The 20,356-nt window shown below is 65.1% G+C and carries 20 protein-coding genes and 1 pseudogene; 7 read left to right on the forward strand and 14 right to left on the reverse strand.

Annotation, left to right across the window (positions count from 1 at the left end):
• Nucleotides 1-8 precede the first annotated feature (8 nt).
• Both ACQP2U_RS01850 and ACQP2U_RS01855 read right to left on the reverse strand, forming a co-directional pair.
• The gene (locus ACQP2U_RS01850) at nt 9-1,325 is read right to left on the reverse strand and encodes a class I SAM-dependent methyltransferase (RefSeq protein WP_433713083.1); all 1,317 of its coding nucleotides are present in this window, start codon (nt 1,323-1,325) and stop codon (nt 9-11) included.
• Nucleotides 1,322-2,758, reverse strand: a complete 1,437-nt coding sequence (locus tag ACQP2U_RS01855; RefSeq protein WP_433713084.1) for an FAD-binding oxidoreductase — start codon at nt 2,756-2,758, stop codon at nt 1,322-1,324. The genes ACQP2U_RS01850 and ACQP2U_RS01855 overlap by 4 nt, the downstream gene beginning before the upstream one ends.
• Nucleotides 2,759-3,115: 357 nt before the next feature.
• On the opposite strand from ACQP2U_RS01855, the gene ACQP2U_RS01860 reads away from it, so the two are divergent.
• The gene (locus ACQP2U_RS01860) at nt 3,116-3,550 is read left to right on the forward strand and encodes an SRPBCC family protein (RefSeq protein WP_062981254.1); all 435 of its coding nucleotides are present in this window, start codon (nt 3,116-3,118) and stop codon (nt 3,548-3,550) included.
• A 40-nt stretch (nt 3,551-3,590) separates the two neighbouring features.
• On the opposite strand, the gene ACQP2U_RS01865 is transcribed toward ACQP2U_RS01860, so the two are convergent.
• Together ACQP2U_RS01865 and ACQP2U_RS01870 are read right to left on the reverse strand one after the other, a co-directional pair.
• On the reverse strand, nt 3,591-3,866 hold the full coding sequence (locus tag ACQP2U_RS01865; RefSeq protein ID WP_433713085.1) for a VOC family protein: 276 nt from the start codon (nt 3,864-3,866) through the stop codon (nt 3,591-3,593).
• Between the two features lie 64 nt (nt 3,867-3,930).
• Nucleotides 3,931-4,755, reverse strand: a complete 825-nt coding sequence (locus ACQP2U_RS01870; RefSeq protein ID WP_433713086.1) for a MerR family transcriptional regulator — start codon at nt 4,753-4,755, stop codon at nt 3,931-3,933.
• A gap of 128 nt (nt 4,756-4,883) precedes the next feature.
• On the opposite strand from ACQP2U_RS01870, the gene ACQP2U_RS01875 reads away from it, so the two are divergent.
• Nucleotides 4,884-5,528 (forward strand): hypothetical protein, encoded by a 645-nt coding sequence (locus tag ACQP2U_RS01875; RefSeq protein WP_433713087.1) that lies wholly within the window; start codon nt 4,884-4,886, stop codon nt 5,526-5,528.
• A gap of 3 nt (nt 5,529-5,531) precedes the next feature.
• Here the strand turns inward: ACQP2U_RS01875 and ACQP2U_RS01880 are convergent, their stop codons facing one another.
• Genes ACQP2U_RS01880 through ACQP2U_RS01890 form a run of 3 tightly spaced genes read right to left on the reverse strand, consistent with a single transcriptional unit; the run spans nt 5,532 to nt 7,173 of the window.
• Nucleotides 5,532-6,182: a LysE family translocator gene (locus tag ACQP2U_RS01880; RefSeq protein WP_433713088.1), complete on the reverse strand. Its 651-nt coding sequence runs from the start codon at nt 6,180-6,182 to the stop codon at nt 5,532-5,534.
• A 36-nt stretch (nt 6,183-6,218) separates the two neighbouring features.
• Nucleotides 6,219-6,827 carry a recombination mediator RecR gene (recR, locus tag ACQP2U_RS01885; RefSeq protein WP_433713090.1) on the reverse strand — a complete coding sequence of 203 codons (609 nt, stop codon included), beginning with the start codon at nt 6,825-6,827 and terminating at the stop codon, nt 6,219-6,221.
• 13 nt (nt 6,828-6,840) lie between these two features.
• Nucleotides 6,841-7,173, reverse strand: coding sequence for a YbaB/EbfC family nucleoid-associated protein (locus ACQP2U_RS01890; protein WP_084509499.1), 333 nt, complete (start codon nt 7,171-7,173; stop codon nt 6,841-6,843).
• Between the two features lie 174 nt (nt 7,174-7,347).
• On the opposite strand from ACQP2U_RS01890, the gene ACQP2U_RS01895 reads away from it, so the two are divergent.
• The 5 genes and pseudogenes from ACQP2U_RS01895 to ACQP2U_RS01915 form a co-directional block, all read left to right on the forward strand.
• The gene (locus ACQP2U_RS01895) at nt 7,348-7,998 is read left to right on the forward strand and encodes a hypothetical protein (RefSeq protein ID WP_433713092.1); all 651 of its coding nucleotides are present in this window, start codon (nt 7,348-7,350) and stop codon (nt 7,996-7,998) included.
• A gap of 280 nt (nt 7,999-8,278) precedes the next feature.
• Nucleotides 8,279-8,542, forward strand: coding sequence for a hypothetical protein (locus ACQP2U_RS01900; RefSeq protein ID WP_433713093.1), 264 nt, complete (start codon nt 8,279-8,281; stop codon nt 8,540-8,542).
• Nucleotides 8,543-8,608: 66 nt separating this feature from the next.
• Nucleotides 8,609-11,575, forward strand: coding sequence for a circularly permuted type 2 ATP-grasp protein (locus ACQP2U_RS01905; RefSeq protein WP_433716330.1), 2,967 nt, complete (start codon nt 8,609-8,611; stop codon nt 11,573-11,575).
• Nucleotides 11,572-12,486 carry a transglutaminase family protein gene (locus tag ACQP2U_RS01910; protein WP_433713094.1) on the forward strand — a complete coding sequence of 305 codons (915 nt, stop codon included), beginning with the start codon at nt 11,572-11,574 and terminating at the stop codon, nt 12,484-12,486. The genes ACQP2U_RS01905 and ACQP2U_RS01910 overlap by 4 nt, the downstream gene beginning before the upstream one ends.
• A 28-nt stretch (nt 12,487-12,514) precedes the next feature.
• Nucleotides 12,515-12,745: pseudogene (locus ACQP2U_RS01915) on the forward strand (putative zinc-binding metallopeptidase); the annotation flags it as partial.
• Nucleotide 12,746: 1 nt separating this feature from the next.
• Here ACQP2U_RS01915 and ACQP2U_RS01920 read toward each other — a convergent pair.
• The 7 genes from ACQP2U_RS01920 to ACQP2U_RS01950 form a co-directional block, all read right to left on the reverse strand.
• Nucleotides 12,747-13,172: a hypothetical protein gene (locus tag ACQP2U_RS01920; protein ID WP_433713096.1), complete on the reverse strand. Its 426-nt coding sequence runs from the start codon at nt 13,170-13,172 to the stop codon at nt 12,747-12,749.
• A gap of 46 nt (nt 13,173-13,218) precedes the next feature.
• Nucleotides 13,219-14,109 (reverse strand): DUF2637 domain-containing protein, encoded by an 891-nt coding sequence (locus ACQP2U_RS01925; protein ID WP_433713097.1) that lies wholly within the window; start codon nt 14,107-14,109, stop codon nt 13,219-13,221.
• 76 nt (nt 14,110-14,185) lie between these two features.
• Complete coding sequence (locus ACQP2U_RS01930) at nt 14,186-14,905, reverse strand: type 1 glutamine amidotransferase (protein ID WP_433716331.1); 720 nt, start codon at nt 14,903-14,905, stop codon at nt 14,186-14,188.
• A gap of 41 nt (nt 14,906-14,946) precedes the next feature.
• On the reverse strand, nt 14,947-16,182 hold the full coding sequence (locus ACQP2U_RS01935) for a Mur ligase family protein (protein ID WP_397037577.1): 1,236 nt from the start codon (nt 16,180-16,182) through the stop codon (nt 14,947-14,949).
• Between the two features lie 188 nt (nt 16,183-16,370).
• Entirely contained in the window at nt 16,371-17,000 is a 630-nt protein-coding gene (locus ACQP2U_RS01940) for a pyridoxamine 5'-phosphate oxidase family protein (protein WP_433713098.1), read from the reverse strand.
• A 168-nt stretch (nt 17,001-17,168) separates the two neighbouring features.
• Complete coding sequence (locus tag ACQP2U_RS01945; RefSeq protein ID WP_433713099.1) at nt 17,169-18,944, reverse strand: hydroxysqualene dehydroxylase; 1,776 nt, start codon at nt 18,942-18,944, stop codon at nt 17,169-17,171.
• Between the two features lie 735 nt (nt 18,945-19,679).
• Nucleotides 19,680-20,279 (reverse strand): DUF4226 domain-containing protein, encoded by a 600-nt coding sequence (locus ACQP2U_RS01950; protein WP_433713100.1) that lies wholly within the window; start codon nt 20,277-20,279, stop codon nt 19,680-19,682.
• Nucleotides 20,280-20,356: the final 77 nt, after the last annotated feature.

The raw sequence follows: 20,356 nt of genomic DNA on the forward strand, positions 1-20,356 counted from the left end.
GTCGCTGCTTACGGCTGCCACCACGGACGCAACGGCAGACCTGATTCGCCGTTCGGTCCGAGCTTGACGCCGAGCACCTGGTGCAGCTGAACGACATTGCGCTGGAAGCCGAGTCGGCAGCCGGCCATGTACAGGCCCCATACCTTCGCGGTGCCCTCGCCGACCTCTTCGACGCAGGCATCCCAGTTGGCGACCAGGTTCTTACACCATTCGTGCAGGGTGAGCGCGTAATGCTCGCGCAGGTTCTCCTCGTGCATCACCTCGAGGCCGACATTCTGGATCTCGGAAATGATCCGACCGGACCCGATCAGCTCGCCGTCCGGGAAGACGTAGCGGTCGATGAAGTCACCGGCCTTGGTGGTCCGGCTGTTGTCCGGCCTGGTGATGCAGTGGTTCAGGAGCAGGCCGCCATCGCGCAGCTTGCTCTTGATGTATTCGAAGTAGAAGGGGTAGTTGTGCACGCCGATGTGCTCGGTCAACCCGATCGAGGAGACGGCGTCGAAGCCGACCTCGGGGATATCGCGGTAATCGGAATGCCGCACCTCGGCGAGCTCGGACAGGCCCTCTTCGGCGATCTTCTGCTGTGCCCATTCGGCCTGTTCCGCGGACAATGTCGCGCCGATGACCTTGACCCCGCGCTTGGCCGCGTAGCGCACCATGCCGCCCCAGCCGCAGCCGATATCGAGCAGCCGGTCACCTTCCTTCAGCCGCAGCTTGTCGAAGACGAGGCGGTACTTGTTCTCCTGGGCCTGCTCCAGCGTCCAGTTCTCGTCACCGTAGGCCGCGCAGGTGTAGGTCATCGAGGGGCCGAGGACGTATTCGTAGAAGGTATTGGAGACGTCGTAGTGGTGGTGGATGGCCTCGGCATCGCGAGTCTTGGAGTGCCGCAGGCCCTCCAGCGCGATCCGGCGCCAGCGCGGCAGCGTCTCCTGCGGCGGCGGCGCGATCGGCTTGAGCCGCTCCCAACCGAGCGAGCGGGCGATGGTGACCAGCGCGAGCGCCGACGGACGACGGAACTTCAGCCCGTCCATCGCCCGGAGAATGTCGTAGGGGTCGCCCGGGTGCACGCCGGTGGCGGTCATATCGCCGGCGATGTAGGCGCGGGCCATGCCGAGGTCACCGGGGGCGGTGGCCAGGTAGTTGATACCGCGCGGGGTCTTGATCTCCAGGCTGTATTCCGAATCCTCCGGCCCGGTCGCGCTGCCGTCATAGGCGGTGAGCCGAATCGGAATCTCGCCGTCGATCAGCGTCTCGAAGATCTCGGCAATGCTGAGTTTTGTCCCGAGGTCCGCGAAGACATCGGAACGGTCCTTGAATGTAGTCATTTGCGTTGCACCGCCTTCGAATACAAATCCAGCAGTCGCTGGTCCGGGTCGTAGCGCTTCTTCAAATCGGTGTAGGTCTCGCCGCCGTACAAGGCCGCGAATTCATCCTTGCCGTAATACGAATCCGAGTACAGGGATTTGTGCCCGTCGAACTCGGTGACGGTCTGCTCGATCGCGCGGTTGGCCTTGCCCTCCTGCTGACCTGCGACGGTCGGCACCGCGGACCAGAATCCGACATTGACGTAGGTACGGTTCGGCTGTAGCGGATACAGCGGCCATGGACGCCCCGCGTTCGACGCGTCGCTTCCACGCAGTCGCAGCGGGCACAGCCAGATCGGTTCGATCGGAATTTCGCGCAGGAACCATTCGACGAAATCCGCGGTCCGCTCGACCGGAACTTCGACGTCCTGCACTACGCGCTCGCGCGGCGGATTGCCCTGGCGGGCCTCCAGTTTGTCGCCGATGTTGTACTTGTGATCGAGTGCGATGAGCTTCCAGTAGAAGCTGCTGCGCCGGTAGCGCTTCGGCCACAACCGGCGGATCGTCGGGTTCTGCGTGCCGAAAGCCCGCGAGCACCAGAACCAGTCGGTGTCCCAGCGCCACAGATAATCGTGGATGGTCAGCCGATCGCGTTTGGGCCGGTCGGAATCGTGCTGGATGGACCGGTAGTAGATGTCCATGCCGGTGTAGTCGCTGACCGGGCCCGGCTCATCGGTCTGACGGCCCAGCGTCAGATAGCTTTCGTCGGCGCTGAAGACCACGCCGTCGAGGTAGTCGACGCGCTCACCGTCATAGGTCTTGTCCGTGACGATCCGGGCGAGCGTGGACTCCAACTCGCGCAGATCGTGGAAGCGGACATGCCGCAGTGCCACATAGGGCGGTACGGTCTCCAGTTCGATCTTCAGGCGAACCGAATAGCCGAGGGTGCCGTAGGAGTTCGGAAAGCCGCGGAACAGGTCAGCGTGCTCGCCATCCGGTGCCGCGGTGATGATCTCGCCCGCCCCGGTCAGCACATCCATCTCCAGCACCGACTCGTGCGGCAGACCGCTGCGAAACGAGGTGGATTCGATGCCCAGGCCGGTGACCGCGCCGCCGAGGGTGATCGTCTTGAGCTGCGGCACCACCAGCGGGGCGAGCCCGTAGGGCAATGTCGCGGCCACCAGATCCTCGTAGGTGGTCATGCCGGCGACGTCGGCGGTCCTGGCCTCGGCGTCCACCGCGATGACCTTGGTGAGTCCGGAAACATCCAGGCCAGGGGCGGTGTTCTTGGCCCTGGCCCGGAACAGATTCGAGGTCTTCTTCGCCAATCGCACGTTGGCGGTCGCGGGTATCGCGCGGTAACTGGCCAACAATCGCTCCACACCCGCTCGATGCGCGGCGAACCCTGATTCGTGTGCGGCCGATGCGTGTCCGGCCTTCCCCAACAGACTCACTGCCACTCCTCGACGCTAGTACGCACCGGTAACACAAGCCACTGCGAAGTCACCGACGAGGGATAAATGTCACGCTTCTGTTGCATCGGGAATACCCAGGACTCGCCGTGTCAGTCCGGCGGTGATCCGGGCGGTGTCGAACACCCGATTCGCACGATGTATTGCATGGATCCCCTCCGGCGCAATCTGATCGGGAAGCCTAACAGTGTGGGCCGGTCGGCGCGCAGTGATCAACATCGCGGCGCGCGGACCGCCCTGGGCGCCACGCAGCGGCGCAGACAGGGCAGGATAGGAGGCAACCGTAGCGATTGCTTGCACGTCGCTCGAAAAGATCAGCAGCCGGACAAGGAGCTCATCGTGGGACAGGTCAGCGCCAGCAGTTCGATCGCCGTCGCGGCGGATCCGCAGCGCGCACTCGAGGCCATCGCGGATTACGAGAAGGTGCGTCCGCGCATCCTCTCCGCGCACTACCGCGACTACAAGGTGGTCGAGGGTGGTCAAGGCGCGGGCACCGTCGCCGAATGGACCCTGCAGGCGACCGAAAAGCGTTCCCGCAACGTCCATGCGGTCGTATCGGTATCGGATTCCATCGTGACCGAACGTGATTCGAATTCGACGCTGGTGAACACCTGGACGGTGACGCCGGACGGTACCGGTTCGCAGGTCACGCTGCGCACATCGTGGAAGGGTGCGGGCGGTATCGCGGGAATCTTCGAGGGCATCTTCGCGCCATTGGGGCTCAAGAAGATCCAGGCCGAGGTGCTCGCGAACCTGCAGCGCGAACTCGCCTGAGATAGCAGGAAAAGGCCCGACACGAGTCGGGCCTTTCCCTTTATCCGGCCGCGATATCGAAGAGATTGCCCTCCGGATCGGCCAGTGTCGCCCATTGCGTACCGTACTCGTCGAAATCGCCGATGTGCTTGGCGCCCAAGCCGATCGCGCGATCGATCTGTTCGCGCCAGTCCGCGGCCTTCAGGTCCAGGTGGATGACATTCTTGCCGGGCGTCTTATCCGGCACCTGAATGAACATCAGCACCGGCGCATTGCCTTCGGTCATTCCGACCGTGGCGAATTCCGCGCTGGCGTTCTCATCGAGCGGACGATTCAACAGCTCTGACCAGACAGCGTCGCGGCATCGGCACAATCGAAGGTGATATGCCCGATGGTGAGTGTCATTGCGGTTCTCCTTGTTCGATGGGCCAGCAGACTTCGGTGCGGTAGGCGTTGGGGTCCTCGATTTCGCCGGGGCCGAGGACGTACAGCTCACGAATGGGTTCGGCGAGCGAGGTGTCGTATTCGGCGACGTGGCTGCCGAGGGCGCCGTAGGTGCGGTCGAAATCGTCGAACGGACCGGAGTGCACGGCGATCGCGAAGCGACGCGCTGGCAATTCGATGATCGAGAGTTCGCTCGGTAGCGCCATCCGCGCGTCGGCCTGGATGGGAACGAACGCCACGACCTCGCCCTCATCGTTCTCGAAGAACTCCATCGAATAGGTGGCGCCCTCGACACCGGCGGGCGCGATATGTGCCGCGGCCAGCGTCTCGTGCAGCAGCGGATATGCGGCCGCGCACCAGTCACCAATCCCGTCGCTGCGCACCGAATCGACATACGCGAGCGCCGGGAAGGCCGCGACCGACCGGTACTCGACGGTGAGCGGCGCGGCCGGGGTGAGCAGTGAGCGCAGCGAAGCAACCACGGACTGCGTGCGCCGCAACTCCACTTCCATGCGTTCGAGATGTGCGCGCAATGCGGCGTCCCGAGATTCGGTATCCGAGGCCGTCAACACCGCCTTGATCTCCGGCAGCGGCATATCCAGCCCCCGAAGCCGCCGGATCAGCTGCGCCTGCCCAACTTGGTTCACCGAATACCGCCGATATCCGGACCCCGCATCGACCGCGACGGGTTCGAGGAGCTCGACCTCGTGGTAGTACCGCAGTGTCTTCACGCTGAGGTTGGTCAACCTGGCGAACTCCCCGATCGAAACTGTCGCGGCCATGCCCATCAGCGAACACCCTCCCCCCACTGGAGAGTCAACCTGACCGGCTGCTCACCATGCGTCGGCCCGATAACGCCAGCGCATGGTGAGCATCCGACCAGTTCCGACTCCCCCCGTACGCTGTTCTGGTGAGCTACGACCACGTCTTGTTGCCCTCCGGTGTCGCGATGACGATCGCGCAGGTCGATGCGTATCTGGCTACCCAGCAGGGACGACCGGAGACGGAACCGGTCGCGGCGATGGCAGCGGAGCTGAACAAGCGCAATGCCGAACTGCCCGAGCAGGACGGATTCCTGAGTACGGTTCCGGTCGGCGGCGCGGCGACCGGTGCGGTGCTGCACGTGCCGTGCCCCTACGACGCGATCGGATTCGTCCGGCAGCTGCTGTTCGACGTCGCGACACCGCTGAACTACGCCGTCTACGATCCGCAGCTGGCCTGGCTCATCGATCCGGCCGGACATGTGCCCGCCCTGGTCACGCACGGCGGTGCGGGGGAATTCCCCTATCTGACGAAAGCCCTCGCCGACCAGTGGGTTTCCGAGCTGGCACCGCCGAACCCGTATCTAGTCGTCGAACGTGACGAGCAAATCTACATCCAGACCTACCGCGATAAGTCCGGGACATTCACCCTCGAATATCGAGATGGCGCCCCGGACCAGCACTTCGGCATCACCGTCACCGACCCGCAGACCGTCGCGGAGCTGATCTGGGACTGGGCCGTCGATGACCGCACCCGGCTCCAGGCCCTGCCCTGGAGCCGAATCACCGTCTGACGCTTACTGATTCTGTACCGCCAGCCGCCCGGCCAGGGCAATGAATGAAGCCCCGAACACCCGACGCATCCAGGTGACCACGGCGGGCCGGGAAATCACCTGGTTGCGCACGCCGGCCGCGCAGGCACCGTAGATCGCGAAGACCACGAATGTGGCGAGCATGAACAGTCCGCTCAGTTCGAGCATGCGCGCCAACGCGTTCGGGGCGCCTGCCTCGCTAGCGATCGCTTGCGGGTCGCTCGAAAGGGTCGGCACGAACTGGGGCAGGAAGGCGAAGAAGAAAATGGTCAGCTTCGGGTTGAGGATATTGAGCAGCACCGCCGAGGTGATCACCTGCCGGGCCGAAGGCGTTGCGGCTTCGGCCTCCGGTACGGCCAGTGCGCCCTTGTCCCGGAACGTATTCCACGCCATGTACAGCAGGTAGGCCACGCCCAGATACTTCAGCGTCTGGAAGGCCACGGCGCTGGCGTTGAGCAGTGCGGCCAGTCCGGTCACGGCCGCGATCATGTGCGGAATGATGCCGAGCGTGCAGCCGAAGGCCGCGATCACGCTGGCCCGCGTTCCCCGGGAGAGTCCGGCCGCCAGCGTGAACAGCACGCCGGTTCCGGGTGTGGCGACGATGACGAGCGTGGTCAGCAAGAACTCGATGCTCATCCCCGACACAGTAACCCGTGCCCGGCCGAACGCAAGCTACAGTGCCCGCCGCCCCGAGAGCGCGCGGCCGAGGGTGAGCTCATCGGCGAATTCGAGATCGCCGCCCATCGGCAGGCCGGATGCCAATCGCGTCACCGATAGGCCGGGAAAATCGCGCAGCATCCGCACCAGGTAGGTGGCCGTCGCCTCGCCCTCGGTATTCGGGTCGGTCGCGATGATCACCTCGCTGACATCGACGCCGTCCTCCTGATTGCCGATGCGCGCCAGTAGCTCTCGAATGCGCAGCTGATCGGGTCCGATGCCGCTGAGCGGATCGAGCGCGCCGCCGAGCACGTGATAGCGCCCGCGGAATTCTCGGGTGCGCTCGATGGCTTGCACATCCTTGGGCTCCTCGACCACACAGATCATGGTGCGGTCACGCCGCGGATCCGAACAGATGCGGCACATTTCGTTATCCGAGACCGTGCCGCAGACAACGCAGAACTGCACGCCGTCGCGCACCTTCTGCAGAGCGGCCTGCAGTCGGTCGATTTCGGGCGGCTCGACCTGGAGCAGATGAAATGCGATGCGCTGCGCACTTTTCGGACCGACGCCGGGCAGCTTGCCCAATTCGTCGATCAAATCCTGGACCGGGCCCTCGTACAAAGACGTCCCCGGATCAGAAGTCGGGCAGACCCGGCAGCGACCCGCCGCCGGCCAGTGGGCCGAGCCGCTCGGCAGCCAGCTGCTGTGCGTTGGACATGGCGTCGTTGACCGCGCCGATCACCAGATCCTGCAGCCCCTCGACATCGTCGGGGTCGACGATCTTCGGATCGATGCTCAGCGCGACGACCTCACCGGTCGCCTTGATGGTGACCTGGACCAGCCCGCCACCGGCCTGCCCCTGCACTTCGGTCGCCGCGATCTCGGCCTGGGCCTGCATCACCGCCTGCTGCATCTGCTGTGCCTGGGCGAGTAATTGCTGCATATCGAACTGACCACCGGGCTGCACGGCTTGTCCTCTCTGCGGAAAGTGTCGTCGTTCAGCCTAGTGGGCGCGGCAACCGCCGTGTCCGCAGCCCCGAGCCGCCAGATAACAGTTCGATTTTTAACCAGATGTCTGCGAGGCCACCGTCTTACGATCGATACAGGGTCGGGCCCGGGTTGGTGAGTTCTGGAGATAGCAATGCGCGCAAACCGCGTTCTTTTCATGGGCACTGTGGTGCTCACTCTGGGCAGTTTGTTCCTCGGGGCCGCCGGCCCCGCTGCCGCCGATTCCGGCATCGTCGACCCCGCTGCCGCCGATTCCGGCATCGTCGACCCCGAGGCCACCGACGCTGAGGTCGTTGAGGCCGATGTCGTCGACACGGCGGTGGATTATGGCGGCGGGTGCGTCCTCTATTCCGACAATCCGTCCGCGACCATCGACTCGCTGCGGTCGCACTGCTCGGCCGAACAGCAGGACGCGATCTTCCGCGATGCCCCGCGCGGTGAGGTGCCGAGGGGAGTTACGAACGGCTGGGTGACCAGGCCGCCCATCATGGAGGTGGTGGCCCCGGCCTTGTGGATCGGTAAGACCTTCTACACCGGCCCCGACGGTGGCTTTCTGGTGAACCGGATCACCCAGGCGGGCCTCGAGGCCTGGCAAGCCGATGTATACACCGCGCCAGCGATCACCGATGGCGGGCCGACCTGGGCGTTGAACTACGCCCCGTCGCCTACCCCGCAGGTCTACGACGAGATCCGCGAGGTCACGCCCAATGTTTGGTTCGGCTACTCGTGGTGGCGCGGCTACTTCCAGACCACCTTGCTGCTCACCTTCGCGCTGACCTACTAGTTCGGGCGGTGTGCGTGACATCCGGTGCCGCGCAGGCGCAGCCACCGGCGATGTCACCGCAGTCGACGACGAAGGCGTGCCGGGCGTGCTCGAGATCGATGCAGTCCGCATCGGTGCATTCGGTGATGCGGGTGCGGTGGACGATAAGGGTGCCGTGACAGTGGTCGATGGCGGATTCGCAGGACGGACACATCGGCGCGCGCATATGGCCTCCAGACGAGATCGGTTCCTGAATCGGTCATAGCATCAGCCCCCGACAGGGCGTGGGAGATCGCCGCGCGTGTCGCACGACGGCATCGCCGACGGCGGCGGAACCTCTCACCTCGCCCATCCGGGCGGCGTGGCCTATGTGGACCCCGGTGATGCGGTGGCGGAGCAATCGCGCCGCAACCGGCGGTTCGAGGCGGCGGGCCACACGATTTCCCGGGTCGATCTGGGGGAACTACGTGCGAAGATGGCAGCACAGTCCGCCGACATCGGCGCGCAGGGCATCCTCGATCTGCCCCGGGCGCGCACGGTGTGGGGCCTGGTCAGCGATCGGTAAAAGCGGATATGAGGTCCGCGCTGGGAGAGAACGTCTGGCAGGGGAAGCGAGGTCGGCGCGGTGACTATGCGCGACGAAGCGCGGGGTTCGGGTGCTCGAGAATCCGAGACGACACTGCTGAATGCCGGACGGCTCAGTGTCGGTGAGCAGGTCGCGGAGCAGTTCGCCAGATATCGTGCCGAGGGTGCCGATACCGGGGGCTACGACGAATGCGGTCGTCCGATGGGCGGGTATTACGACGAGTTGGTCGATCCCTCGGGCAGTGTGCGGCGCATGTGGTCGGAGCTGTCCGCCGATTTCGTGGAATTGGGCACGACCGGGCTGGGACGGCTGGACAGCCGGGTGCGCAGGCTCATCGATGACGACGGCATCTACTACACCGAGGCGGGCGCGGCAGGGGAACCGCCCATGCCGACCGCCTGGCGGCTGGATCCGATTCCGCTGCTGGTCTCCGCCGACGACTGGACCCGGCTGGAGGCCGGACTGGTGCAGCGTTCACGGGTGCTCGACGAGGTGCTCACCGATATCTACGGTCCGCGTCGCACCATCACCACTGGTCTGCTGCCGCCGGAGGTGGTGTTCGGCAATAGCGGATATGTGCGGGCCGCGCATGGCATCACGATTCCCGGACGCCACCAGTTATTCCTGCACGCCTGCGACCTCAGCCGGTGGAGTGACGGACAGTTCCGGGTGATCGCCGACTGGGCGCAGGCGCCGTCGGGTGCCGGATACGCGCTGGCGGATCGGCGGGTGGTGTCGACGGCGATTCCCGAAGCCTTCGAACATTCCAATCCGCGCCCGCTCTCGCCGTTCGCGCGGGCCATGCGGTTGATGTTGATCGAATCCGCGCCGATGGCCGATAACGATGATCCGGTCGTTGTGGTGCTGAGTCCAGGTGTGCATTCCGAAACCGCCTTCGACCAGGCTTATCTCGCTTCGACGCTGGGTTTTCCGCTGGTCGAGAGCGCGGATTTGGTGGTGCGCGACGGTGCGCTGTGGATGCGCTCGCTCGGCACGTTGAAGCGTGTCGATGTGGTGCTGCGGCGGGTGGACGCCGAATTCTCCGATCCGCTCGATCTGCGGCCGGATTCGCGGCTAGGGGTGGTCGGGTTGGTGGAGGTGTTGCGTCGCGGTGCGGTGACCGTGGTGAATACGATCGGCAGTGGACTGCTGGAGAATCCGGCGCTGGCGGGGTTCCTGCCGCGGATCTCGCGGGCACTGCTCGGGGAGGAGTTGGCGCTCGAGAGCGCGCCGACGTACTGGGGTGGCGATGACAGTGAACGGTCGCATCTGATCGCGAATCTGGATCGGCTGATCATTCGTTCGGCGGTCGACGGTGCGACGCTGTTCGGTCCGGAACTGTCCAACGCGCAACGCGGGGAGCTGGCCGCTCGGATCGAGAACTGCGGATGGCAGTGGGTCGGGCAGGAGCCCGCACAGTTCTCGGTCGCGCCCGCGGTGCAGGGTTACGGCGGGCTCGCCTCGGCACCTGTTGGTATGCGGCTGTTCTCGCTCGCCCGACGCGGTGGTTACACGGCGATGGAAGGCGGCCTCGGCCAACTGCGTCAACGCCTACAGCCCGAGCGAATAGCCATAAAGTTTGCCGCCAAAGACATTTGGGTCCGGGCGGTCCCCGCCACTGTGGCCGCCATCGGCACCGAACCGACCCGCGAGGAACGCGAACGCCGCGCCCCCACCCTCGAACCGGTGAGCTCCCCGCGTGTCCTCAACGACCTGTTCTGGATGGGCCGCTACAGCGAACGCGCCGAAGCCGTTGTACGACAACTGATCGCAACCCACGACTGCTATCAGGACTACCGCTACCGTCCCTGGATGGCGGGCGCCGACGCACTGCCTGCCCTCATGGCCGCCCTGGCCCACACCACCGGGACGCTGGCTCCGCCGAGCGCGCTGCCCGATGGTGCCGGTGTCGTGCAGAAGTTTCCTCCTGAGCTGAGTTCTGCTGCCGAAGTGCCGAGTTCGAGCACGAGTGCGCATGGTTCCGGGACGAGTGGTCCAGGTGCGGGCAAGGGCTCGGAGACTGCAGGGCCAGTGGCGGGTGTCGGTGCGACGGAGCCGAGCGGCGCGCACCCGCGCCCGCCAGCTGGACGGTCACAAGCGCAGTCGCAATCTGCAGCGCAGGGTTCGAGTGCGTCGGGCATGGCGTCCGGCTCCGCTGATTCGTCGAACGCGGTTGCGGCGATTACCGCGCGGGCGGTGGTGCCGGGGACAGGTCGGGAGGGACATGACTATTTGGTGGCGTTGACTGTTGATCGGGATATGCCGGGGTCGATGGCGTTTGCCATCCATCGGTACGGGTCGGCGGCTCGGGCGGTACGCGATCAGTTGTCGATGGATACCTGGATGATCCTGGGGGCGGTCGATCGGGCGCTGGAAGAGTATCGGTTCACCGGTGACGATCAGGAAACGGCATTGTCGGCAGTGCATTCGCTGTCGTTGGCAGCGCTGCTTTCGTTGTCCGGTATCGGTGCCGAATCGCTGGTGCGCGATACCGGTTGGTACGTCATGGATATCGGCAAGCGCATCGAACGTGGGCTGTCGTTGACCGCATTGCTCGAGGCCGCGCTGACAGATGCCTATCCGCCGGAAGCTGAACGGGTGGTCATCGAAACGGTGCTGAAGGCGACCGAGTCGTCGGTGAGTTACCGTGGTCGGCACCGGGATTCGGTGCGGGTATCGGCGGTGACCGGACTGCTGCTTTTCGACGCCGGGAATCCGCGCTCGCTGGCCTATCAGCTGGATCGGCTCGATGCCGACTTCCAGGCGCTGCCGGGTAATTCGGGATCCTCGCGCCCGCAACGGCTGCTGGCCGATGCCCAGCGCATGCTGCGCCGAGTGGATCCGGACGAGCTGGATGTCACCGATGCCGAGGGTCGGCGTACCGAATTGGCCGAGTTGTTGGAGGGTGTGCATTTGCGGTTGCGCAAGATCTCCGAATCGTTCGAGACCACGAAACTGGCACTGCCGGTCGGTACCCAGCCACTGTGGGGTAGCACGAGGGTCGTTGGATGATCGCGCCGAATGCCGACGCCCGGCACTATCGGGTCGAGCATCGCACCACTTACAAATATTCCGACGCGGTCACCAGCTCCTATGGGCGCGCCTATCTCACGCCCCGAGAGTTTCCCGGACAGCGCCTGCTCTCCCATGAGATCCATATCGAGCCGACGCCATCGGACCGCTCGATCGGCACCGATGTGTACGGCAACACCACCTCGTATTTCCATGTCACGACCGAACATATGAAACTTGTGGTCACCGGGGAATCCGTGGTCGAGGTCGAGGTACCCGATGCCACAGCGGTGAGCGCGACCGCCGAGCCGTGGGAGCGGTCCCGTCCGTCCACCGCCAATGGCCCGCTCGCAGTGGAATTCGCTCTCGACCTGCAACCCCCCGAAATCACCTCCGAGATCAGCGCATATGCTGCCGAATCCTTGACTCCTGGCAGGTCGCTACTGGAAGCGGTGGCCGAACTCAACACCCGCATCCACGACGACTTCACCTACAAATCCGGCTCGACGACCGTATCCACCAAGGTCGCCGACGTCTTCGCCGCACGTGCGGGCGTCTGTCAGGACTTCGCCAGGATCGGCGCCGCCTGCCTGCGCTCGCACGGCTTGGCCGCACGCTATGTATCCGGTTACCTGGCAACCGATCCGCCGCCAGGTAAGGAACGGATGGTCGGCGCGGACGTGACCCACGCCTGGTCCGCGGTGTGGGTCCCCGGTGACACCGCACACGACCGGACCGGCCACTGGATCGGTTTCGACCCGACCAACGACCAGTTCGCCGACGAGCGGTACGTAACCGTCGCATGGGGCCGTGACTACGCCGACGTGCCCCCGCTGCGCGGCATCATTTACACCGACGCCAAGGAGAGCTCGATCACGGTATCCGTCGACGTCGCGCCGGTAGAGGTGTAGCGGTATGCGCAGGTAGGCCGAGGCTGCCATCGACACCGCCGCCGCCTTCGGCTCGGCCCCCGCCGGCGCGACCCTGGACCGTCCCCAGTTCGGCCGCGCCGGCTTCGACCGCATTATCGACCCGTGGCTTCCGCTCGCCTGGTCGCTCAATATGGTCAACCGGTCAATGGGCCACGACGACCTCTACCTCTTCGTCCTGCCCGACCAGGTGCTCGAAACGTTGCGCTTGGTCCACGACCTGCGCACCGAACTCCGCTGACCTAGCCGACACCGTTGGTCGTGAGCACATGGTCCCCAATGCTTTCCGGACCCCACTGATTCTGCGCCAGCGCCTCGTAAACGCAGATCAGCAGTAAAATCCGGGCTCGCTGTCCGGCCGTCAATTCGGTATCCAGATACGATTCCTGGACGCGCAGGCCGGTGCCGGATACCCGGCGCGGGCTGGGCTCGGACAGCAACCAGAACAACTCCGGCCCGATCAATGTCGAACGGCCACCGGTTTCGGTGAACCATCGGGACGAATATTCGATCATCAGATCGGTGAATGTCTCTCCGCTGCTGATCGATTCGGCGAATTGGTTCAACGCGCCCGAGCGATCGATGCCGCTCTGGATCACCGACGCGAGCCGCGCCGCGACCTCCCGGAATTGTTCTACGCCCTGGTCTTGCCAAACGGTAAAAGCCATCGCTTACTCCATCGACGTGTCCGATTGTGGCTGAAGCAGTTTCGAGTCAGAAGGGATTGATCTTCGTCTTGCCGCCCGCGCCGTTGCTCACGTATGTCGGTGTGATTCGCGGCGATACCGCGGTACCTGGCAGGGTGCTGGTGAGCAGCTTTTTCGGAGCGACAGGCAGTGGGTCGGTATTCTCCAGGATCGCGGCACCCCGCGTCGTTACGATACGCTCTTCATTCGGTGCCGAATCCCAATCCTCTTCCGTGTCACCCCAATTTTCGTTCGTCGCGTGGTCCCAAACCTCCTCCGCCGCTTGGCTGCGATCCTCCTGCGTCACCGGTGCGCGGTCGTCCTGGATTGCCGGTGCGCGGTCGTCCTGGGTTGCCGGTGCGCGGTCCCCTTGGGTTGCCGGTGCGTGAGTCTGCTGGGTTGCCGGTGCGCGATTCTGCTGCGCTGCTGGGTCGGTCGCCACGGCGCGTCCGCGCCCGAACAGCATCAGGGTCAAATGCACCGCGAACAGCATGGTCAACGGCATACCGGCGTACAGCGACAAAGACACAGGGCTACCCCCGATTTCGCGCGCGTACTCGATATTTCCCGCGACCGATACCAGGGTCCAGAAGACGAACAGCGCCGTGGCGTACCACCACGCCGCACTGCGCCGCTTGAAGGTGGCGGTGGCAATGATCGAACCGATGACCAGTCCGTCGATGGCGATCGGCACATTCGCGGCCAGCGCCGGAGCCACCAGGTTTCGCACCGACAGGTCGTGCAATGCGGCAAACGACATTTCGAATGACGTGAGTGCGACGACACCGGTGACGATCGCCGACGCATGTAGCGGGCGTGGCCGCCATGCTCGTAGCCGGCTGATCAGCGACGGCCGACGGTCGGCCGGTGCCGATTGTTCCTCGAGCAGTTCCGATTCCGCTGATGTGATCGTCGCCATAGCGGGAGCGTATCGTGCATCACTGCGTACCTCGTCGAGGACCCCCGCCGAAAAGCGCGGCGCGCTGCGACGGGCCTCAGGCGCGCAGTCGTTCTCGGCGGAGCTGGTCCACCTCCGGGAGGTGCAGTGGGGGGAGTTCATCCACGCCGAGGACGCGCGCGAGTAACAGGTCGGCGAGTTCCGGATTGCGCGCGAGGGCGGGACCGTGCATGTACGTGCCGATGGTGGATCCCTGGACTACACCCTCGAGTCCGTCGCCGACACCGTTGCCCACGCCGCGGGTGACGTGCGCGAGACCGGTGGCGTCGCCGCCGAGTTTCGTTCCGCCACGGTGGTTTTCGAAGCCGGTGAGGGCGGCGGTGAGACCGGGAAGCATCGGCGTGGTCGTCACTTCACCGATGGCGCGCTTGGCCTGCGGGGAGGTGGTGACATCGATGAGGCCGACGCCGTCGACGCGCTCGCCGGTGGATGTCTCGTACCAGTGGCCGAGCACCTGAATCGCGGCGCAGATGGCAAGTACCGGAGCACCTTTCGCGGCGGCCCGCTGCAGTCCGGGATAGCGCTGCAGATGCCGGGTCGCCAAACGCTGCGCCGAATCCTCCGCTCCGCCAAGGGTATAGATGTCGAGCGACTCGGGAACCGGGTCGGACAGGGTGATTTCGATGATCTCCGCGTCGTGGCCGCGCATGCGCAGTCGCTGCCGCAGCACCAGGGCATTGCCGCCGTCGCCGTAGGTGCCCATCACATCGGGCAGCACCAGGCCGATGCGCACAGTCGATTCGGATCCGCCCGTCATCCGGCCACCACCGCTCATCGAATCGCTACGCGATGCTGCCATCAGTTCTGCTCCTCCAGATCGCGGTTCAGGTCGCGGAACGCGGTGTAGTTCGCCAGCACCTCGACCCGTCCCGCCGGACAGGATGCAATGGCGCGCAACGGATCCGGCACCGTGGTGTGCTCGACTCCTGCGTAGGTCAGGCGCACCGCGAGATCGGTGGCGCGCTCACCCGCGGCCACCACTTGGACGCCCTCGAAATGCTCGAACCGCACATCCCACAGCCAGGACAGATCCTCGCCGTCGGGCACCTGCCCGTTCACCGCGATCACCAGACCGGCCGAATCGGGCTCGATCATCGACAGCGCCTCCTGCCAGCCCGCCGGATTCTTCGCCAGCAGCAGCCGCGCGGCGTGCTCGCCGACCTGCACCGTCCGATAGCGGCCGGCGATCTCGCGCACCGTACCCGCCGCGGTCGCCGCCTCCGCCGGATCCGCACCGAGTGCGACCGCCGCGGCGACCGCCTGCGCGGCATTGCCCTTATTGGCCCGCCCCGGCAGCGCCAATTTCAGCGGCAGCCGAACCCCGCCGGGTCCCACCAACTCTGCGCCGTCCAACCACCAATTCGGTTCGGGCCGTTCGAAATCCGTGCCGGTGCTGCGCCAGTGCGCACCCTCCCAGACGATCGGCTCGCCGCTGCGCGGGCAACTCGTCGCATCCATCGACCAACCGCTGCCCGCCGCGACCCACACCACATTCGGATGGTCGTAGGCAATGGAGGTCACCAGCACATCGTCGCAATTGGCGATCACCACGGTCTGCGGGTGCCGCGCCAGTCCGGCGCGCAGCTTGCGCTCGATCATATTGATCTCGCCGACCCGATCCAGCTGATCGCGACTCAGATTGAGCAGCACCACCACGGACGGATTCAACGAATCGGTGACGTGTGGCAGATGCAGTTCATCCACCTCGATCGCGGCCAGCGGGGTCCCGCGGTGCGCGCTCAGCGCGGCCACGATGCCTGCGTCCATATTCGCGCCGTCGGCCTGCGTGGCGACCTTGCCGAGGGTACTCAAGGCGGCGGTGGTCATCCTGGTGGTGGTCGACTTGCCGTTCGTTCCGGTCACCAGCACGGTGCGCCGCCCACGACCCAGCTGATCCATGATCGTCTTATCGATCTGCAGGGCGATGAGACCGCCGATCATCGATCCCTTGCCGCGGCCCGCCTTCTGCGAGGCCCACGACGCTGCCGCCGCCGCCCGCAGCGCGAGTCGCCCGCGCACCGTTATGTCTGCCACGCCGCGAGTCTATGTGTTCTGCTCGGCGCCGCATTCGCTGCGGCCCGGCTCCCCCGCCTCCCTGGAACTTTTGCCGGTCGTCGAGCACGGGGAGATTCCCGTTCCGGGCCGCCGGATCTGTGCCGAACGTCTTTTGGGCGTACCCGACGAGTTACCCATGTGCTGACGAAATCAGTGCTTACGTTTGTCTAGTACAGCTTGGCGTTGTAGTTTTCCGGCGAGTAGTAGCGCTCCAGCTCCTCCACCGACTCCGTCACATTGGTCTGGACCTCTTTGACGAGCCGGGCCGGACTCGGCAGATTGTCGACCGGCCACTGCTCCGGTTCCCACAGGTGACTGCGGATGAACGCCTTGGCGCAGTGGAAGAAGATCTGCTCGATATCGACCTCGATCGCCAGGATCGGTCGATGACCCTTGACCACCATGTCGTCGAAATATGGTGCGTCGCGAACCAGACGGGCCCGGCCGTTGATGCGCAGCGTCTCGCGGCGGCCCGGAATCATGAACAGCAGCCCGACGTGCGGATTGCTGAGGATATTGAGGTAGCCGTCGGCCCTTCGATTGCCCGGCCGTTCCGGAATGGCGATGGTGGTGTCGTCGAGCACCTTCACGAATCCGGGCGGATCGCCCTTCGGTGAGGTATCGCAGTTGCCGTCGGCATCGCTGGTACTGAGGGCAATAAACGGGGTGGCCGCGATCCAGTCGCGGTCGCGGGGATGCAGTGCGACGCGTTCCTTGGTCGCGGCTCGCGGCATGACCTCCCCGAGCAACTGTCGCAGCTCGGCCGGGTCGGTGATCTCATTGGCTTCGGTAATCACTCCCCGCCTCCCCAGAACTTTGCCGGTCGTTGAGCACGTGCAGACTCCCGTTCCGGGCCGCCGGACGCGTACTGAGTGAGTCTTTGGGCGCACCCGACGAGTTACCCATGTGCTGACGAAATCAGTTATTACGTTGACTTTACGGTGATCTGCGCGGCGAGTCACGGGTCACAGACGCACGTCGAACACGTTGGGCTGACCCGCGGCGTAGCGGTCGGCATCGATGCGGCGCAGCGGCTCCAGTTCGGTAGCTCGGTAGAGAGTGAACTTTCGGCAGCGTTCGGCATTCGAACCCGAAACGTCGAGAACGGCATTGACCGCGTCGCGCGCGGATTCGTTGGCGCCCTCCATGGTTGCCAGATCGACATTGGTGCGCACGTAATCGCCTGCCAGGAACAAGTTTTCGAGCGCGCCGTGGGTTTCCGGTCGGCACTCCCACGACCCGGCGGTATTGATCAGCAGCGGATCGGCATTGGCGTTGCGCCGCTGGGATTCCTGCCAGCTGATGCCCGGATCGAGGAACCAGGAATGCAGATCGGCATCGCGCAACAGGTCCTCGCGGTCGTTCAGATGCGCCCGCAGCTGCGCCCACACCTCGCGCGCGATTTCCTCGTGGGTGCACTCCTTGGCTGGCTTGCCGTAGAGCATGCCGGGGGAGTTCCAATCGGAGATATCGACCGAAATGCAGTCCTGCACCGTGCCGTCGCCGAATTCGGTGAGTTTGCGCGTCCACAGCTGATTCTGGGTGATCGATGTGAGCGACCACGGGGCGTCGATATAGGCGGTGTGACCATGTGAAATATCCATCGGCCTGCGTAGATAGAACTGGATGCCGTTCATCCAGTCGACGAAGAGCCGATCCATCGCGGCCAATTCCGGGCGCACCTCGAGCACATCGGGCGACCATAGGGCGCGGGCTTTTTCGGCGGGCAGCGCGACCACGAAGTAATCCGCGTCGATGCTGCGCTGAGACCCGTTCTCATCGACGATGCGGGCCGAGGCGATCCGCCGATCGCGTACGTCTAGTCCGCGCACATCGGCCCCGAGCGCGAATTCCACGCCGAGGTCGCGTAGCCGCTGCACCCACGGATCGATCCACACCGAATTGGTCGGACCGTTGAGCACTCGGTCCAGCGCCCCGTCATTGCCGATTTCGAAGGGGTTGCCCAGGAACTGTTCGCCCATGGTGCCGATGGTTCGGACGCTGGCGACATCCTCTTTCGCGGCGACCATGATGCTGGTCAGCGTCCGTGAGAGCAGGGCGCGGAATTCATGGGAGCGCTGGTGGCCGCCGACGAAATCGCGCCATGAGGTGTATTCCCACTGCCCCACTCGGCGGGCGTCGCAGCTGGAGTTGAATACCAGCAGCCGATCGGCGAAGTACGCGCCCTCGTTGGCTGGCATTTTCAGGGCCGTCGCGATTGCCGCACCCACGGTTTCGCGGAACGCGTCCGGGGTGAAATTCGCGCGGGCCTTGGGGCCCAAGGGAAGTCGGAAATCATCGCCGCCGCGGCGAGCGAAACGTGCCTCCGGCACGCCGATCAGGTTATTCCAAACGCCATTCGGGTTGCCCACGAACGGAATTCGTCGCATGGTGTCCGGAAGGTGTTGGTAGAAGCCGGGAAAGAAGCGGAAGCCGTGCTCTCCGGGTAGATCCGGACGTCCGCCCGACCCGCTGCCCGGCACCGCAATGCTGCGCGCCTTGCCACCGAGCGCACGTCTTTCGAATACGGTGACCTGGAACCCACGCTCGGCCAATTCATGCGCGGCGGTCAATCCCGCGACCCCACCGCCGAGTACCGCGACCCGCCTGCCGCCGGGACTGCCCGCGGCGGGCGCCGGTCTGAGCCCACCAGCTGTTAGTGCCCCCGCCGTTGCTACCCCTGCTGCGACGGTGCCGCGAAGTATCGCTCTTCGCGACACCGTCAGTCGCTGATCTGCCATGCGCGTCGTTGTGCCTACCGCGCGCCGAACAAACTGTCCGACGCCACCCTTCTCGGGTGCTCCCGCATCGATGCAGGTTCTTGCTGCATCGACATCGGTTTCACCAGTCCGAGTAGTGGGCTGACCAGCGCCGAAATCTCCACAGGCATTGGCATCCCTGCCTGCGGCCCGGAGGTCCGGGGCATCGTTTCCGATGCGGGAGCCACCTCACCGATGAGCACCGACAAGTTTCTCGACAACGTTCAAGCCTCCGGACCCTGTTCCACGCCGAATACACTGTAAAGCGACTGCTGGCGGGTGCCTCAACCCACCCCTGACGCCGCCGCCTGAACCCGGTCGGCATCGCATTCGACCAGTACAGCGGGGCAGACATTACCGGGCGGGTGACCGGGCCGAGTTGGTTTCCCGAACCGGGATCGTACGCAAACTTCGCAGGTCAGCGCGTCGTAGTGACCGATGTTTCCCAGGTACGACGGAAGGGGGCAGGTAAACCGCGTGCAACCGGGCTGGGCTGCCTATCGCAGGCTGTGTTGGCGGGGCGGAATGTACCCGAGCGATGTTCAGGCATGTGCCACCAGGGGGTCGCCGCTCCGGTGCCGGGGCAGGGTCGAAACACTGCACTGCTGTGGCGATCGCGTGGTGGGCCCAGGCTGCCACCAATTGGGTTGCTCACTCGGGGCGGGCCCGAGACCGGTGGGTCCGAATCCGGCTCGAGTGCTGTGGCAAGCGGTTGGCTCAGGATCGCCGTGGTGGTTGCCGGGTAGGGCACGCGTTCTGCAGGAACCGATCGGCCGGTGCGGAAACCTTATCCGCGGTGATCGCCGCAGCGGTCTGCCCCTGTCCGAGCACGGTCCCTGCGCGCTGCAAGGCACTGCTCAGTGTGGCGATCAGCATTTGCCGCCCAGCGGTGGTATCCGCGACGGCACCGAGCGCGGTCATGGCCGTGTTCACCTCGGCGATAATTCCGTCGATGGCGGCCCGCCCCCGGATGGTGCTATCGGCAGCTCCGCCGAGCAGGCCGCCGAGTTCTGCGTTCAACGATTGCGTCGATTGTCCGCGCCGCGCGGTGTCGAGATTGTTCGCCGCGTACTGTGTGTCCGATTCGCCGGGCCATGAGGTCGGTTGTCCGGAGCCGAGCGCAGGTGGTGCGTACGGCTGACCGGTGTCGGCGGTGGGATTGGCGTTGCCGTACTGGGCATGGATGCCAGTGCACTGAGGGTTGCCCAGCGGGGCGGTTCCGACATCGGGGGTGGGTCGATCCGGTTTCGTTGTTGGGGTGTTTGCGTGAGTGGTCGGTTCGGGTCTGCGCTGGTGGGGTTGCTGACCGTGCGGCATTGGTGGTGGGTTCGAATGCGGTTTCGTTGTTGGGGTGTTTGCGTGAGTGGTCGGTTCGGGTCTGCGCTGGTGGGGTT

Source organism: Nocardia sp. CA-084685 (assembly GCF_050955785.1).
Lineage (GTDB): Bacteria > Actinomycetota > Actinomycetes > Mycobacteriales > Mycobacteriaceae > Nocardia.